At 41.2% G+C, this 15,839-nt stretch carries 14 protein-coding genes and 1 pseudogene; 8 read left to right on the top strand and 7 right to left on the bottom strand.

The genetic code is table 11. From position 1 onward, the window contains the following. Positions 1-7 precede the first annotated feature (7 nt). The 5 genes from LMH68_RS18815 to LMH68_RS18795 all read left to right on the top strand — a co-directional run bounded on the left by LMH68_RS18815 (position 8) and on the right by LMH68_RS18795 (position 3,988). Positions 8-181, top strand: coding sequence for a hypothetical protein (locus LMH68_RS18815; protein ID WP_229648174.1), 174 nt, complete (start codon positions 8-10; stop codon positions 179-181). Further along, positions 174-1,142 (top strand): phosphotransferase, encoded by a 969-nt coding sequence (locus LMH68_RS18810; protein WP_229648175.1) that lies wholly within the window; start codon positions 174-176, stop codon positions 1,140-1,142. The genes LMH68_RS18815 and LMH68_RS18810 overlap by 8 nt, the downstream gene beginning before the upstream one ends. Positions 1,143-1,156: 14 nt before the next feature. Next, positions 1,157-1,483, top strand: a complete 327-nt coding sequence (locus tag LMH68_RS18805; protein ID WP_102564614.1) for a hypothetical protein — start codon at positions 1,157-1,159, stop codon at positions 1,481-1,483. A 184-nt stretch (positions 1,484-1,667) separates the two neighbouring features. Further along, positions 1,668-2,612 (top strand): uracil-DNA glycosylase, encoded by a 945-nt coding sequence (locus LMH68_RS18800; RefSeq protein ID WP_229648176.1) that lies wholly within the window; start codon positions 1,668-1,670, stop codon positions 2,610-2,612. A 926-nt stretch (positions 2,613-3,538) separates the two neighbouring features. Beyond that, positions 3,539-3,988, top strand: coding sequence for a hypothetical protein (locus LMH68_RS18795; protein WP_229648177.1), 450 nt, complete (start codon positions 3,539-3,541; stop codon positions 3,986-3,988). 289 nt (positions 3,989-4,277) lie between these two features. Here LMH68_RS18795 and LMH68_RS18790 read toward each other — a convergent pair whose 3' ends face one another. The 5 genes from LMH68_RS18790 to LMH68_RS18770 form a co-directional block, all read right to left on the bottom strand. Next, positions 4,278-4,706 (bottom strand): hypothetical protein, encoded by a 429-nt coding sequence (locus LMH68_RS18790; protein WP_102561320.1) that lies wholly within the window; start codon positions 4,704-4,706, stop codon positions 4,278-4,280. Further along, positions 4,690-5,628 carry a hypothetical protein gene (locus LMH68_RS18785; protein ID WP_102561322.1) on the bottom strand — a complete coding sequence of 313 codons (939 nt, stop codon included), beginning with the start codon at positions 5,626-5,628 and terminating at the stop codon, positions 4,690-4,692. Before LMH68_RS18785 ends, LMH68_RS18790 begins: the two co-directional genes overlap by 17 nt. A 407-nt stretch (positions 5,629-6,035) precedes the next feature. After that, a complete protein-coding gene (locus tag LMH68_RS18780; protein WP_017059547.1) occupies positions 6,036-7,793 on the bottom strand; it encodes a hypothetical protein in 1,758 nt (585 codons plus the stop codon). Positions 7,794-7,993: 200 nt separating this feature from the next. After that, complete coding sequence (locus LMH68_RS18775) at positions 7,994-8,470, bottom strand: hypothetical protein (protein WP_050649192.1); 477 nt, start codon at positions 8,468-8,470, stop codon at positions 7,994-7,996. Between the two features lie 230 nt (positions 8,471-8,700). Next, the gene (locus LMH68_RS18770) at positions 8,701-9,966 is read right to left on the bottom strand and encodes a mechanosensitive ion channel family protein (RefSeq protein WP_229648178.1); all 1,266 of its coding nucleotides are present in this window, start codon (positions 9,964-9,966) and stop codon (positions 8,701-8,703) included. Between the two features lie 453 nt (positions 9,967-10,419). Between LMH68_RS18770 and LMH68_RS18765 the strand changes: the two are divergent. From LMH68_RS18765 to LMH68_RS18755, 3 genes and pseudogenes are all read left to right on the top strand, one after another. Further along, positions 10,420-11,079: pseudogene (locus tag LMH68_RS18765) on the top strand (mechanosensitive ion channel family protein); the annotation flags it as partial. 86 nt (positions 11,080-11,165) lie between these two features. Further along, positions 11,166-12,701 carry a mannose-1-phosphate guanylyltransferase/mannose-6-phosphate isomerase gene (locus tag LMH68_RS18760; RefSeq protein WP_229648179.1) on the top strand — a complete coding sequence of 512 codons (1,536 nt, stop codon included), beginning with the start codon at positions 11,166-11,168 and terminating at the stop codon, positions 12,699-12,701. A 16-nt stretch (positions 12,702-12,717) separates the two neighbouring features. Further along, on the top strand, positions 12,718-14,139 hold the full coding sequence (locus tag LMH68_RS18755) for a phosphomannomutase CpsG (RefSeq protein WP_229648180.1): 1,422 nt from the start codon (positions 12,718-12,720) through the stop codon (positions 14,137-14,139). Positions 14,140-14,249: 110 nt separating this feature from the next. Here LMH68_RS18755 and aroG read toward each other — a convergent pair whose 3' ends face one another. Then, the gene (aroG, locus tag LMH68_RS18750; RefSeq protein ID WP_017061746.1) at positions 14,250-15,302 is read right to left on the bottom strand and encodes a 3-deoxy-7-phosphoheptulonate synthase AroG; all 1,053 of its coding nucleotides are present in this window, start codon (positions 15,300-15,302) and stop codon (positions 14,250-14,252) included. 313 nt (positions 15,303-15,615) lie between these two features. Continuing rightward, on the bottom strand, positions 15,616-15,831 hold the full coding sequence (locus LMH68_RS18745; protein ID WP_004730103.1) for a DUF3820 family protein: 216 nt from the start codon (positions 15,829-15,831) through the stop codon (positions 15,616-15,618). Positions 15,832-15,839 lie beyond the last annotated feature (8 nt).

Raw genomic sequence — 15,839 nt, 5'->3', positions numbered from 1 at the left:
AGCCGTTATGCAATGCCCCGAATGTGAAGACCACTTGGGCTGGGATTGGATTGAAGACGAATGCATTGAGCCAAACGAAGGGTTTGATTGCCCAAGTTGTGGTGTGGCACTGCGTTACATCATTGATGAGGGCACTTACTATGGTGCTCAGCATAAGACTGTTGAGGTTGTTGATGAGTGAAGTAACTAACCCAATTATTGCAAGATCAATTGCAAATGTTGAGTCAATTATTGAATTGGTAAATGCTTCCTATGATGTGACGATTAACAATGCAGACTTAATTCAGTCAAGAGAAAATGATGTCTACAAGTTATATGGAGACACCTGTTCGTACCTCTTCAAAGTATATTCATTAGAAAGCATGTCATTCGAACGCCTGTTACATATCGAGCAGGTTGCTTCATCTTTGTATGGACATGAATATTTAAGACGTTCATCATCTGGCTCGCTTAGCGTTAGTTTGAATTATCCCGAGGGTCAGAGAATTGGGGCTTTGTATCCTTGGTTTAAGGATGTTGGTTCTAAAAGCATAGATGCTCAATATGCCAATGAATTTGGTAAAGAAATTGCGTCCCTACACCTAATAAACTCAATTGCCCCATCAGACATTTCTGGCATAAACTCCAAAGAAATAGAAGACTCTATCGTCAACTTTTCGTTGAGCAATGGATCCAAGTTTTTGTTGTTAGAATCTCTTGAAACACTTGAAAAATATCCTTTAAGTAATTTGAAATCTTTAGATATGGGCGTATGTCACGGAGATTGTCATTTAGAAAACACCATCTGGTCAGAAAGTAAAGTTCGCCTTATAGATTTTGATCAGTTGCAATATAATTACTTAGCTAGCGACTTAGTTTCATTAGCTTGGAGTAACCATTACAATATGGGCATCACTGATGAACACTTGAATCACTTATACTTTGGTTATTCATCCGTGAAACTATTACCAAATTTAGATTTTGAACAATTCAAGTATTTTCTTATCAAGAAAGAAATAGAGTATTTGTTGTCCTACTTTAAAAGGCAGCAAGTCATCGGTGTCAGATTTGTTGGTGACAACTTAGTTTACAATCGCATCGAAAGGCTCAAACAATATAAAGCCCCGCTTGGTTTTTTCAAATATTTCAACAAAACGACTTAACAGGAGAGAATGTTATGAGTTCAATGGCTGCTTATGCAATAGAAATGGGCATGGATCCGTGTGTTGCCCCTGATGGTCAAGAATGGTCAGAAAGTATATACCGTCGACCACAAATTAATAGAGAAGTTTTTGGTGATGATGGCTCTTCAGATAGACGAGGGTATGACACTCCTTTAGGCAGAGGGGATTCTAGTCGAAGTTACTCATCAGTACCTACAAATCAAGCGGCTGAACAATGGTTTGCAACGGCAAAACAAGCGTTCCAATTTGCAAAAGATAATCCCGGTTCAGTCGCAAAACGATCTACAGATGGTAACGGTTTTACTGTAACTCTCAAGTAACTCAAAAATGAAGACCTTAAGTAAGCAAAAGCGATTGACACTCTAAGGCGCTTTTGTCCCAGAATAAGTTGCAAGCCAACTTCGCAAAAGTTACAACCTTGTTGGGGCTGCGACTATTACTGGTTGGGTCTAGTACGTGGTATTCTCACTATATGGCATGGTTTTCAACTACTAAGGAATTTCTTTGGACCGACCAAAGTTATTAGGAGATAGTGAAGCATTAAAGTCTCGTTTATCACAACTCAGTGATGAACACATTGCTCCACTGACAAAATTTGTTAAGCGACTTCGTATAGCCTCAGACTCAGACGCTACTATTCCATATTTTGACCCATGGGACGGTGGGATTAAAGCAGAGGTTCTTTTTCTTTTAGAAGCTCCCGGAGCAAAGGCAAAGAATTCTGGTTTTGTCTCAATGAATAACCCTGATGAGACTGCTAAGAACTTTTTTGAGATTAGTAGAGAAACAGGAATAGATCGCAAGCGTATTATTACGTGGAATACTGTACCTTGGTACATTGGTTCAAAGAGTAAGATTCGACCAGCGAACTCAAAAGATATTGCTGCTGGCATAAGATCACTCGGAGAGTTAATACAACTTCTACCTAGACTTAGAACGGTGGTACTCGTCGGTAAAAAAGCGCAAAAAGCAGAAAACCATGTCCGACAACTTGCACCAGACCTGAAGATATTCAAAAGTCCCCATCCCAGCCCATTATTTGTAAACCGCAAGCCAGAAAATCGTGCGGAGTTGTTAAGCATTTGGACATCGGTTAAGTATGACTTGCAAACATCAAACACCAAGAACATGGTTAGAAACAGAATAGACTTAGAATTGCTATCGATCGCTGAAAGTATTCAAGGGCTGCACATTCACTATCAGCCCAAAGATCATAACCGACGCTGGGGATTAAGGCGTGTTGATTTTAAAGCCAACTCTACTGCGTGGATTGAGCCGAAGATTACTAGCAATGAGTTTGTAATTAAACCTACTGGAGACTTTAGACGCTTTATGCCTGAGCTTGAATCATTCTCCCAGAAAGTAGAACAAGATCAGAATCGTTCTGTTTATTATTTCAAAGTTGCTCATGCTATGAGGGTGTTCGAAATACTTCGACCACGAACCTAAGCAGTTAGTGAACCGAACAGGTACCAGTCGAGGGTCTAGCTCGCTTTTGTCCCAATTCTTGGCTCTGTAAACGATTTTGAGGAAAACCTTGTTACGAACCCGTGGTAAACCCAAACTACACGCTCTTTGTTGACCAAAGCGAAATTAAACCGATGGGAATATTACACCTCGTATAACTCTGGTACCGCTGATGGTTATGCTAACGCTTTAGATGCAGACAAATGTAGGAAGAGTAAAAATCAGTGGAGTTAAACGAACCTTCATGAGAAAGTGCCGACCCTTTTTAATGATGGTGTAAAGGTGTTCGATGTTTAAGCAAGGCGATGTTGTGATTCATAAGTCCCGACCAGATTTGGGTAACGGGCTTGTCATAGAGTGCAATGCCTCAACCGTATCAGTAAAATTTGTGACAGCCGATTTTACTGGCATACCTACAAGCTCTATAGCGCTGGCAAGAAACGTAAACGGTCGTGCACCTAAAGTTGAATTACCAGTAAAAACTGTTCAGAAAGCGAACCCTAGATCGCCAACTATCAAATCCACAGCTCAACCAAACCCTAGGCTCACTGCCCCCTCAAGCGGTTTATTCAATGGATGCTTCGCTCCCATCCTCTTTTTTGGGGTACTCATATTTTTTGGTAGTTGCGTCAGCTCAATAACAGCACCGACCAAAGATAGCAATGGCTATTACAAAAACGAGGCCGAGGCTTGGAAGGCATGCAATGCGAAATATAACAACAAATGTAGGTATTTAGGTCCCTCATTTAAACATCATTGATAATTTTCATCGATTTGGCTTAGGTGCGGGTATCTATCGATGCCCCCCCATTCTTTTGACAACAAACTCTGAGTCGCTTTTGTCCCGAAGAACCCTAGGCTATAATCACGCCATATTTTGTTTACAGTGTATTACTTAAGGTGAGCTAATGTTTGGTCGAAAAAAACCGACACCTCAACAACTAGATAAAGCTAAAAGGTTAGAAAATGAATTTGTTCATGGCCTAAAACAGTTAGATGACTATATTAGGTACGCAATTGATTTGGCAAAACATATAGATTTTAGTTCGTACTCGTATGGAGACGGGGGGCATAAAGATGAGTTAGAGAAAACCTATCGTATTGATCTGAAGAATGGACATTACTACTTTAGTTTTGACGAAGCTAGGCGTTACTTTTTAGACCTTGTAGACCAAACAGAAGACATCGAACGTGTGAAAAACCTCGTTACGTTATATCAGTACCTAAAGAGTGCTCAATACCACTCAAATAAGTTGAATGCTATCCTTGGTGAACTATTGGAGATAAAAGTTCGAAATCATGGTATCGGCACCACTGAGATGGTTGCCCAAGAGATTAAAAATATTCGAAGTAAATAAAGAATCACGATGAGAAGGTCTCTAAACGGCTATTGTCCCGTTCTGAACCAGAAACCTACTTTCGTAAGAAGGCTTTTGACAAAATTGAACTTCGGAAAATCGAATATTAGCGACTCATGAATAACTACATGTATGGCAAAGTTGTAAAGAGCTAGTACGACGAGTAAAGTCACACTAGCAAAAAGATTAGTTTAGGTTCGTACTAAAGAATTCAAGTCTAAATAGGCTCTATTTATAGTCGTTTTTCCGTAATCCTAACGTTCGGTTTCGATGGGATTTTCTAAACCTGTCACATTGATCTTACCCATTTTCGGTAAATACTTGTACCTGCATTTCTATTGAGTTCTTCACTATACATGTAGCCATACTTATCCATTAAATCAAAAGTATGGTACGTCCACCCGGATGCAAACGCCACACCAACAAGAGTAAATAACAGTATTATCTTGTCCCACTTGGCTCTAGTTTGCTTTGACTCTAGTTGGACGATTGTTTTCCCGTAATAAAACGCCTTTGGTGTCATAAAAATCAAATAGAGAACCAACCCAAAGCCACCAATAGGAAGCCATAATGCTATTGGAGAAAACGTAACAACGCGCTCATGATTCAACAGATCCAAGTAGCTTTGAAGCACGTCATAAGATATCAAACACCAAGCACCAAGCCCAAGCACCCACATAAAAATTACAGCTAATCTAACTCTAGTTTTGGACTGCATTTTCAAGCTCCGTTACAATTGAATTTGAAATATCATATTTTCCCCACATAAATTCAATGGCTAGATAAGCTAACGCACAAACAACCCCTGCTATTAATAGCGAGCCAGTCAGAGTCGCTGCTGCAAACAAAGCGGCCTCACCAATCCCAAACTGAATCAGAGCCTTAAACATATCTGCGCCAACATTACCAAACCAATCCACTAAGTGATAATCATCTTTAAAAGCTAAATCGCTAGTCGCTATACTAGCAGACACCACAAACGTTAAAACTCCTGCCCCCTTAAAGTTTGCAGCCCTTGATTGAGGACTAAAGCCTGCTTGCATCGATTTAAATGAATTGAGAGGGTACTTCTTCCCATTCATATTAATACGCGTGCCATTAACAAACGCATGTTTGAGCACTTTCCCATTCTGATCTGTCCCATTAAACGCCACAAAGGTTTTGCCTTTGCTCTCGACAAGATCTGCCTTAATGTTCATGTCCCCAAATTGCTTAGCAATAGACGCAGCATCAAACATCGGCTCTGTGTGGTTAAACCATGACTTCGCTGTATTAATACTCGTAGAAAGGGCTGCAACATCTTTACCTGAATCCAACCAAACGTTATGCAATATTTTATGAGCATCCTCTAAATCGGTGATCAACACATGTTGATGGTTCTTCGCCATTTCATCTTCAAGGGTACACTGTAGTCCTATCGAATCGTTCAGGACTTGAGGAGTTTTCAATCCTTGAGAGATTGACCCTAATCCCGCTTCTTGTCTATCTCTAAGAACCCTTTCACGGTTTTCCTTCCATCGTTTCTCATCGCTTGCTGAAGGCGTTAATTCAGCCCTACGATCTAAGCGTTGGCGTACTGCTCGCTCTCTTGTGGTTTCTAGTCTTTCTTCTGGAATTACTGGGGCTGATTCATATCTCATGGAAGTCTTATTTACTGACAAATAAAAAGATGATAACAATATTTTCAATGGCTTATCATTGCTAACAAGATGTTCTGACAACTTCACCAACCAAAAGGTCACTTTGACAGGCTAAACACTCATAGTGAAGGTTTTAATCGCTTTGAGTAGCATTCAATCGGATAATTTTAGTAGGGTAAAATGTACGCCCCAGATTTTGTAGAGTATTTGATTTAACGATAATGTTTTAGAGAAGTAACACTAAGGCGCTTTTGTCCCGTAGCGAAAGACCGCGGACGAACCAACACTATCTCAACGAAAAAAGAAAACCACTGCTAGTTCTTCAACATCAGGTGTGAATGAAATTGAGTAATTCACCTCTAAAATGATCGCTTACAGGGCAAAAAACTTTGCCCTTACATTGAAAACTATGACTGTATGGGCATAGCATAGGCAAGTTCATGAACTAATTGTCTAAACAACGATTCTTTGCCCTCTGGGATAATTAACTGGTCTTTTCCTACGCGTTGGCACAATTTCTGTAATTTAGGTGCTGACGCTATGTTCTTTGCTATCGACTCGGTATCGCATTTCAAAAGTAAAAAACGCCCCTCTAATCGTACTGCATTCTTATTGCTCTCCAACGTTTTGAAGAGGTGCTCAATTTGAGTCGGGAAATATGGTTGTTCATCTCTTTCAGATAGGAAAGATTGTATTTCTTCTAAGTCACCACCATTTTCGAGGTGTGAGAGTATCCTGCTTGTGCATAGCTGCCAGACTTGGTCGGTAACTTCATCCGCATAATTAGTAAGAAATACTCGCTCACTTGTAGTGGGTGGCTGCATAAACTGAACACGATTCTTCGGCAATAATGCGATCGATGTTTTCGTTGATTCGGATACATCGATGTAGGTATCAACCACTCCAAGCACATAGGCTCCGAGCTTTGTAAGCCTGATATATTTTAAACCATCATAAATGGACAAATAATCTAGGTCATATTGCCCCCAACGGTCATAGTAATTATCTTGAGCGCTCTCCGGCGTTACGTAAGCTATATCGACGATCCCTAGAGTCGCGAAATACTCCATAATTAAACAGCGAGAGTAAGCATTAGTAAGAAAAGTACCGTCATGAATGCGGCCATACGTGGAATCACCGATATACAAGCTATAGGGTTCAAACGTAATATTAAAGAATTGCCCCTCAACCGCCATTAATCTCAGATAGTCATCAAAAGAGACCCATTCTTCAGGTGGGCAAGATCGCAATGTTTCTATACAAGCATCCCTGCGGCTCAGAACATTGGTAAAATATTTCTGACCTTTTCCTTTTTGCCCTTTAATCTGATTGATACGTGAGAACTCGTCAAATTTGCTTCGATCTTTCCAGTCCAAGAAAAGCTGTTTAATGACGTCACAATGTCGTTGTTGAAGAGCGGCTTTTTTTAGGTTGATTTGCAATTCACCATTTGTCTCTTTGAACCATAGAGCAGCTCTTAGAATTTGAATCCAACCAAAAGCCTTTATACTTTTCGCTGATTCGTCATCAAGTGATGTTGCCTTTTGATACGGTTCATTGAGTTTGTTGCACAGTTGGTTGAGCAATGCTTTAGAAGGCTGCCCAGTTTTCGGACTGACTTTTAACTTCTTAACCTTAATAGTATTAAGAAGAACGTTAAGCTCCGCTTCCGTGTATTGTGGTGTTTCTGACGTTTCAATCTCGTCACCATCGACAATTGCCGTTGGCACAGAAAAATGTGGTGGCAATGGAACATGAGGTTTCAAAAAAGCTAATAGGTCATTAGGTATTCTGCGTGAAGATCCGTAACGGCGGTCAGGATAAAAGAACGGAGATAAAGCTTTGTCACCGTTATCTTTATCTCGACTTCGATACAACGACCAGTCTTCTGTACTAGGTGGTTCTTTTTGATATTTTGACCAGAATACGAAACCGTCCATATAACCTGCTTGATTGTGAACGGCCTCTTGCAAAGCAAGTTTCTGAACCTCTGAGAGGTGGTTCCAAATTGACTGTAGGTTGTCTGGGTTCATCAATGCATTAAAGAGTACACTTGCAACTTCTGCTTTGCGACTGGGGATAGCACAAGAAAAGGGTAATGACTTGATACGAAACTTCAGGTCATCGACGGTGCTGTAATCAATAAGGTTTTGAAAATTATCCATGCTGTTCCTAGCTCTCTTGATATCTTCAGGAGATTTTATACTATCCCCCTTAGCTCTTTTTCCTTATTTTCGAAAAGGCGTACTTTGCATGGCTTGAATAAATGCAAATTCAATGGAAAGTGTGATTTTGCTAAGGCGCTTTTGTCCCAATGAGTGCTATCTCACCGTAGAGGTCAAGCACGTCTCTGGACAATTCTGAGCTAGCTCTTCTGAAGATCGAGAGCTATAGTCGATTGATATAGTGGCGCGGAATAGCGCTGGAATATACTGCTAAACTGCTCTTGATTATCGAGCACAAAAGTAACTCGAATATGATCTGCATTGTATGTGGTGAGGATTGATCGCAGCCAGCTAGGCAGAGAACCATTTAGAAGCGCCTCGCAATTGATAAACCAGATCCACGTTGGCTTGTCACTTCGAATGATATTCATGATTTGCGACTTGTTTCTGTAATCTTCACCTGCAAGTGAGAGAAGGTCGATGTAGATCGTTTGAACCCCTAATCCATTGTTGATGCGATTGTATGTATTCTGGAGGTCTTCTCCACAGTCATTGGTGAAAGTATGAAATCTCATCATACCCAACTCCCAATACCCATTTATTAGGCGCTCATGCGAGCCAACAGGCCACTTATCCAAATTAGGGACGATAGATTGTGGGGTGTATTCTTCATTCATCCTCACTTTACATAATCCTGTCTTTTCAGCTCATGTATAGCATTATGAGTTACCAGCAAAACGCAGTAAACCACTCGATAACAAAGTTGGGGGGCGGAAACGCTTTAGGGTAGTAGCACTAAGTAGCTCTTGTCCCATCGTGATTTAAGTATTTTTGAAGCTTTAATAAAGAAAAAAATGACGGGCAACTAATTACCCACCATTATTCATTTAAACTAGCCATTACTAACTTAACCTGATGAAACTAAATTAGTTTTATCTTGATTCCACTGGCGAAAGTCACTACCCGTTGGAGTCTGAGATACACGCAAATCAAATTCTGGCATAACTGCATACAAATGATCAAAAATGTCTGATTGAATACGCTCATAATCACCCCATACTGTTGTGGTAGTAAAACAGTAAACCTCCATGGCAATACCGTCATGCGTTGGCGCTAGTTGACGAACCATTAAAGTCATATCGTTATGAATTTCTTGATGTGCACGTAAATAGCGCTCTAGATACGCGCGGAAGCTACCCAAATTAGTCAGTCGGCGACCATTGATAGATCTGGTATTGTTTACATCGTGTTGATTATTGTAGAGCGTAATTTCTTCTACTTTGCCTCTGATATACGGTTCTAATAATTGTATTTTGGTTAACTCTGACACCTCAACTTCATTGAGAAAGTGAACACTTGTTGCATCTATCATCACGCTACGTTTAATCCGTCGCCCTCCCGACTCTGTCATCCCTTTCCAGTTTTTAAATGAGTCTGAAATCAGAGCGTAAGTTGGGACTGTGGTGATGGTTTTATCCCAGTTCTGTATCTTTACTGTGGTGAGGCTGATATCAATAACATCACCATCTGCGCCATATTTCGTCATTTCGAGCCAATCCCCTACACTCAACATTTTGTTGGCAGAGAGCTGAACTCCTGCGACTAAACCAAGAATTGGGTCTCTGAATACCAACATAACTACTGCTGTCATGGCACCTAAACCACTTAGCAATATAATTGGTGATTTTCCGATTAAAATTGAGGTAAATAGCAGAGCTGCAATCACAAATATAATTATCTTAATACTCTGGATGATACCTCTAGTTGGCATGTTACGCCCCACCTGAGTACGATTGAGTAGTGCATCGATCACATTGAGTAGTGAGAATATCGATAACATGGCATAAAGAACTACCCATAGTTCGACTATTATAAGTAACATTTCACGAAGAGCGCTTTCTTGTGAGAGCCATAAATTGGCCTGAATACCGATCACTACCCCTTGAATAAGCAAAGCTATTTGACTGAATAAATTACCACTGAACAGCTCATGACGCCAAAAAGCCTCAGATTTAGAAGCACGACTCTTCAACCAAACCACGACAACACGGTGTAATACGACATGAATCACAATGGCAATCGATAGGATTAAGCCAAATGCTTCTGCAACTTGAATTAAGAGCGATAGCTGAATGTTGTATTGACTGAGCCAATCTTCAAAGGACTTAGACATTGAAATCTCAACTTTAAATTATTGATACGTGGACCATATGTTACTTATAAATCTACGACTGGTACATGTAAGAATTTATGCTTATAACTATTTATTTTGTTAATGATTTTTTCTTCAGATAAAACATCATAGAAATGCTTGTTTCATGATTTGAGATCAAGTAAAAAATGATCGATTGGATAAGGTCAGCGGGGGAAATAAACTATACCTGTAATGGTAGTAAAGTATCACCGATAAACCTCCAACATAGTGAATAACTGAATATACATTCATGAGAAGGAACTAGCCTAGGAAGTAAAATTGAGGAGGTGACATAAGTAATAGAACAACCAAATGTGCCAATGAGCCTCCTATCGTTTAACTAGCATGTGAGTCAATATGCTTCACAAGCTACGACAGAACTACCAACATCCAATTGACAACATTTCTATGTAAAACTCAGTATTAGGAAAAGGTTTAATTGTCGGTTTAGCTGCAAAAGATCTACTGTCGAATTTCTTCGGTGGCATGATGATTTACTTCGACCGCCCTTTTAAAGTCGGTGATTGGATACGTTCTCCCGATCGTCAAATCGAAGGCACTGTCGAACGCATTGGTTGGCGCATGACGATCATCCGCACTTTTGATAAGCGTCCTTTGTACGTGCCAAATTCGGTGTTCAGTAGTATTGTGGTAGAGAATCCATCGAGAATGTTGAATCGTAGAATCAATGAAACCTTTGGTCTTCGTTATCAAGATGCAGACAAATTGGCGCTCATTGTTGATGATGTAAGAACCATGCTCGAGACCCACCCTGATATTGATGCCAAACAGACGTTGATCGTTAACTTTGACAAATTTGGGCCATCAACGCTCAACTTCTTTATCTATACCTTCACAAAAACAGTCAACTGGATCAGGTACCACAAAGTGAAGCAAGACGTTCTGTTACAGGTTCTGGCGATTATTCATAAACACAATGCAGACATCGCGTTCCCAACACAGACACTCAAGATTGACCCTCAAGACTTTTCTAATGTTCAAGATCATAACAGCGTTCAAAGCCTAGGTGATAATCAGAATATTAGCGATCCCAAAGACATGTTGAACTCCCCTACGGAAGGTCATCGATAGTCATATCCTTCTTGGTTATCGATAAGTAATAAGCGTGAAGCGTGGTAATATGCTGGCAGTATTCTAATGCACCTAATTACCACGCTATGATTTTACCTGTCATTCTAGCCGGCGGCTCCGGAAGTCGTCTCTGGCCACTGTCTCGCGAGCTTTACCCTAAGCAATTTCTCAATATTGCCGGCGACCAGTCAATGCTTCAGCACACACTTCAACGCCTGCAAGGCCTTGAAGAGCACTTGATGGATAGTAAATGCGATGCCCCATTCATTATCTGTAATGAAGAGCATCGCTTTATTGCCGCTGAACAAGCTCGATCAGCTAACATTCAACATAGTGGTATTCTGCTAGAGCCAGTCGGTAGAAATACAGCCCCAGCCATTGCGCTTGCCGCCCTAAAGGCTTTAAGTAAACCACCGCTTAATGAACAAAGCGCATCCGACCCTATCTTGTTAGTGCTGGCTGCTGATCATCACATCGCGAAAACCTCTGAATTCCAACAAGCGATTAGTCGTGGTGTTGATTATGCAAAACAAGGCAAGCTGGTGACATTCGGTATAACACCTAGCTCCCCAGAGACTGGCTATGGCTATATCAAGCAGGGAGAGCCTCTTTCCTCCAGTGCTCAAACTGATACTAATGGAACAGAGCAGCCAATCAATCACGCCTTCGCCATAGAATGCTTTGTAGAAAAGCCAGACACAGCAACAGCAGAAGCATACATTCGCTCAGAACAGTACCTATGGAACAGTGGCATGTTCATGTTTAAGGCATCACGCTATCTTGAAGAACTCGCCGAACACCACCCCGAGATATTAGCGGCTTGTAAACTCGCTCTTGCAAAGCAAAATACCGACCTCGACTTTATCCGTATCGACGCTGAAGCATTCAAAAGCAGCCCAAGCGATTCCATCGATTATGCCGTGATGGAGAAAACCTCGCACGCAGCTGTGATCCCGATGGATGTCGGTTGGAATGATATTGGCTCATGGTCTGCTATCTGGGATGTAAGCGACAAAGATGGGCATAACAACGTCATTGAAGGTGACGTGTTAACCGTCGACTCTCAACACAACTACATTCATGCTGAAAACAAGCTAGTTGCTACTGTAGGTGTCGATAACCTGATTATTGTCGAGACCAAAGACGCTATATTGGTCGCAGATAAAGACAAGGTTCAGGGTGTAAAATCGATTGTTAGTCAACTAAATCAAGCAGGTAGAACAGAGCATATTCATCACCGAGAGGTATTTAGACCTTGGGGTAAATACGATGTGATTGATTTAGGAAAGCGAGACAAAGTTAAGCGTATCACCGTAAAAGCGGGTCATCAGCTTTCACTTCAGATGCATCATCATAGAGCGGAACATTGGATAGTAGTAGCTGGCACTGCAAAAGTGACCAACGATGAGAAAACCTATCTCGTCGAAGAAGATCAATCGACTTACATCCCTTTAGGTCACATCCACTGCCTAGAGAACCCTGGCGAGACACCTCTTGAAATGATTGAAGTTCAAACCGGCAGCCATTTAAGTGAAGACGATATCATTCGATATCAAGACAGCTATGGGCGAGATGTTCGAAGCGAACAAGCTTCGTCGTCTCAGAACAAAAAATTGAAATAGAAGCGGCGACAATCAAATGAAACCAACATTAGATCTTCGCTGCTTTAAGAACAACGACATTCGCGGCATCATTGGTAGCCAAATCAATGAGCCGTTTACCTATCTGCTTGGAAAGGCGTTTGGTGAATATCTCCTGTTAGGAAATGCCAAGACCCTAAGTGCATGGCCTCCAGTCGTTATTGGTCGAGATAACCGTGAAACGTCTTTGTCACTGCAAGAAGCCATTACTGCAGGCTTAATCGAATCCGGGATAAGCGTCATTGATCTTGGGATGACTGGCACTGAAGAAGTCTACTTTGCGACTCGTCACCTAAAAGCGATTGGCGGAATACAAATCACAGCTAGCCATAACCCAATCAATTACAACGGAATGAAATTGATCGGTGTAGACGCTAGCCCCATCAGTAAAAACAGTGGTTTAGATGAAATCAAACGACGCATTGAAGAACTTAATCAAGAGCTGAACTGCAATTTACCGTTCGTTCATGCACAACCAAGTAACTCTAGTAGATCAACCAGTGTTCTCGCCCCTTATGTAGGCCATCTACTCTCCTATATATCACCTTCTAAGCTTTCGCCAATGAAGATTGTAGTTAACTCAGGAAACGGGGTTGCAGGACATGTCATTGATGCTTTAGAGAAGAAATTTAACGAACTCAGTGCCCCTATCACCTTCATCAAGGTTCACCATACTCCTGACGAAAACTTCCCTAATGGTATTCCCAATCCATTGATTATAGAAAACCAAATAGCGACTCGAGATGCTGTGCTAGAACATTCGGCCGATCTAGGGATTGCGTGGGATGGTGATTTTGACCGCTGCTTTTTCTTTGATGAAAAAGGCAATTATATTGAGGGTTACTATATTGTCGGGTTGCTCGCTGAAGCATTTTTGTTAAAAGAGCCTAACGCCACAGTGTTGCACGATATGCGTATGACATGGAACACGATTGAAGTCGCCAATAAGCTTGGTGGGAAGGCTGTTGCAGTCAAAGCTGGGCATGCGCTCATCAAAGAGAAGATGCGAGAATTAAACGCTGTGTACGGTGGTGAAATGAGTGCGCACCATTATTTCCGTGATTTTGGGTATTGCGATTCAGGAATGATTCCTTGGCTGCTTGTTATCGAACTGATGTCGAAAACTCAACAATCTCTTCACCAATTGACCAATTCGAGTATGGATAGATTTCCCTCTTCAGGAGAGATCAATCGTAGGGTTTCAGACCCAGAACAAGTCATGGCTTATGTGTTGTCGCACTATCAAGATAACGCCGTTGAGATCGATCACACAGACGGGCTCTGCATGAATATGGGCACATGGCGCTTCAACTTAAGAAAGTCCAATACCGAGCCATTAATACGCCTTAACGTTGAAACCAAACAAGATAAAGCTTTACTGTCACTTAAAGTCGACGAGTTACTGTCTTTTCTCATTTAAGAATACAGACACTTCCAGTTTTCAACTAAGATCCACAAAAAAGCCCTTATTAGCTGTTGCTAACTAAGGGCTTTGAATTTTCAGTAGCTTAATCGCTGACTGTAATTAGTCTATTTGTTACGACGAGCTTCAACAGCGTCTGCCAGCTGGCGAAGTACTGTTTCAGTGTCTTCCCAACCAATACACGCATCAGTAACAGATTGGCCGTACGTTGCAGCTTTGCCCTCAACCAGGTCTTGGCGACCTTCAACAAGATGAGATTCAATCATCACACCAAAGATAGCTTTGTCGCCACCAGAAATTTGTGCGCTTACGTCATCAGATACGTTCATTTGACGCTTAAACTGCTTAGAGCTGTTTGCGTGGCTGAAATCGATCATCACTTTTTGTGGAAGACCAGAAGCTGCTAGCTCTTCTTTAATCTTACCAACGTGTTCTGCGCTGTAATTTGGCTCTTTGCCACCACGTAGGATGATATGACAATCAGGGTTACCTGCTGTTTCAACGATAGCTGAGTGACCGTACTTAGTTACTGATAAGAAGTGGTGAGAAGCGCTAGCAGAGCGAATAGCATCTGTTGCAATCTTGATGTTGCCATCAGTACCATTCTTAAATCCAACTGGGCAAGATAGGCCAGAAGCCAGTTCGCGGTGAACTTGAGATTCTGTAGTACGTGCGCCGATTGCACCCCAGCTGATTAGGTCAGCAACGTATTGAGGCGTGATCATGTCTAGGAATTCGCTTGCCGTTGGCATGCCCATGTCAGTTAGGTCCAGCAGTAGCTTACGTCCTAGACGAAGGCCATCATTTAGCTTGAACGTATCGTTCATGTACGGGTCATTTATTAGACCTTTCCAACCAACAGTTGTACGTGGTTTTTCAAAGTAAACACGCATTACGATTTCAAGGTTATCACCAAGTTCGTCGCGCAACACTTTCAAACGTTTACCGTACTCAAGAGCAGCTTCTGTGTCATGAATAGAACATGGGCCGACAATAACAAGCAAGCGATCATCGCTCTCTTCTAAAATATTGTGGATCGCTTTGCGGCTTTCAAAGGTTGTAGAAGAAGCAACTTCTGTCGCTGGAAACTTTTCTAAAACAGCAACAGGGGGTAATAACTCTTTTACTTTGTTAATTCTTACATCATCAGTCTGGAACATTGCTTACTTCTTCCTTTTTTCTATCCTTGAGCTGAATGTACGTTGTCTCACGTCACTTTCTATCAGCACTAATCTTCTTGTTCCCTGTAACTTAACTAGTAAAAACTCTAGTTTCAATCACTAATTAAAAATAAACGCAATTTTTTTTGTGTTTTATATTTAAAACACCCTGTATACCATTATTTACACGATATCGATTGCGTATTTTATAGCAAGGTAAGAAGAGCCATTCTTCAAGCTACATCATGCATGTAAAATTGTGTCGAACTCAAAAACAAAAAAGCTCACGTGATCAGCGTGAGCTTTTATTTAATTACATTCTTTTCAATGGCTTGACGACACTATCAAGCCCTTCAATTTTCAGAGCAAGGCACAGTTTCAATAAATCGCCGAGTTCACCAGACGGAAATCCCTTTTTATCAAACCACAGCAAATATTCTTCAGGTAAGTCAATCAGTGTACGACCCGCGTACTTTCCAAATGGCATCTGCATTCGAGCCAACTTAATCAGGTTCTCTTTCTCTAGCATTATTCGGT

This window comes from Vibrio sp. F13, assembly GCF_020806305.2.
Lineage (GTDB): Bacteria > Pseudomonadota > Gammaproteobacteria > Enterobacterales > Vibrionaceae > Vibrio > Vibrio crassostreae_C.
The sequence above is the reverse complement of the archived record's forward strand: the minus strand, read 5'-3'. Positions and strand labels throughout refer to the sequence as shown.

What these genes read in the sequence shown, in the direction of transcription:
- LMH68_RS18785 (WP_102561322.1), bottom strand. Translation starts at nt 5,628, where the DNA reads ATGAGATATGAATCAGCCCCAGTAATTCCAGAAGAAAGACTAGAAACC.
- LMH68_RS18805 (WP_102564614.1), top strand. Translation starts at nt 1,157, where the DNA reads ATGAGTTCAATGGCTGCTTATGCAATAGAAATGGGCATGGATCCGTGT.
- LMH68_RS18760 (WP_229648179.1), top strand. Translation starts at nt 11,166, where the DNA reads ATGATTTTACCTGTCATTCTAGCCGGCGGCTCCGGAAGTCGTCTCTGG.
- LMH68_RS18795 (WP_229648177.1), top strand. Translation starts at nt 3,539, where the DNA reads ATGTTTGGTCGAAAAAAACCGACACCTCAACAACTAGATAAAGCTAAA.
- LMH68_RS18755 (WP_229648180.1), top strand. Translation starts at nt 12,718, where the DNA reads ATGAAACCAACATTAGATCTTCGCTGCTTTAAGAACAACGACATTCGC.
- LMH68_RS18745 (WP_004730103.1), bottom strand. Translation starts at nt 15,831, where the DNA reads ATGCTAGAGAAAGAGAACCTGATTAAGTTGGCTCGAATGCAGATGCCA.
- LMH68_RS18775 (WP_050649192.1), bottom strand. Translation starts at nt 8,470, where the DNA reads ATGAATGAAGAATACACCCCACAATCTATCGTCCCTAATTTGGATAAG.
- LMH68_RS18810 (WP_229648175.1), top strand. Translation starts at nt 174, where the DNA reads ATGAGTGAAGTAACTAACCCAATTATTGCAAGATCAATTGCAAATGTT.
- LMH68_RS18780 (WP_017059547.1), bottom strand. Translation starts at nt 7,793, where the DNA reads ATGGATAATTTTCAAAACCTTATTGATTACAGCACCGTCGATGACCTG.
- LMH68_RS18815 (WP_229648174.1), top strand. Translation starts at nt 8, where the DNA reads ATGCAATGCCCCGAATGTGAAGACCACTTGGGCTGGGATTGGATTGAA.
- aroG (WP_017061746.1), bottom strand. Translation starts at nt 15,302, where the DNA reads ATGTTCCAGACTGATGATGTAAGAATTAACAAAGTAAAAGAGTTATTA.
- LMH68_RS18790 (WP_102561320.1), bottom strand. Translation starts at nt 4,706, where the DNA reads ATGCAGTCCAAAACTAGAGTTAGATTAGCTGTAATTTTTATGTGGGTG.
- LMH68_RS18770 (WP_229648178.1), bottom strand. Translation starts at nt 9,966, where the DNA reads ATGTCTAAGTCCTTTGAAGATTGGCTCAGTCAATACAACATTCAGCTA.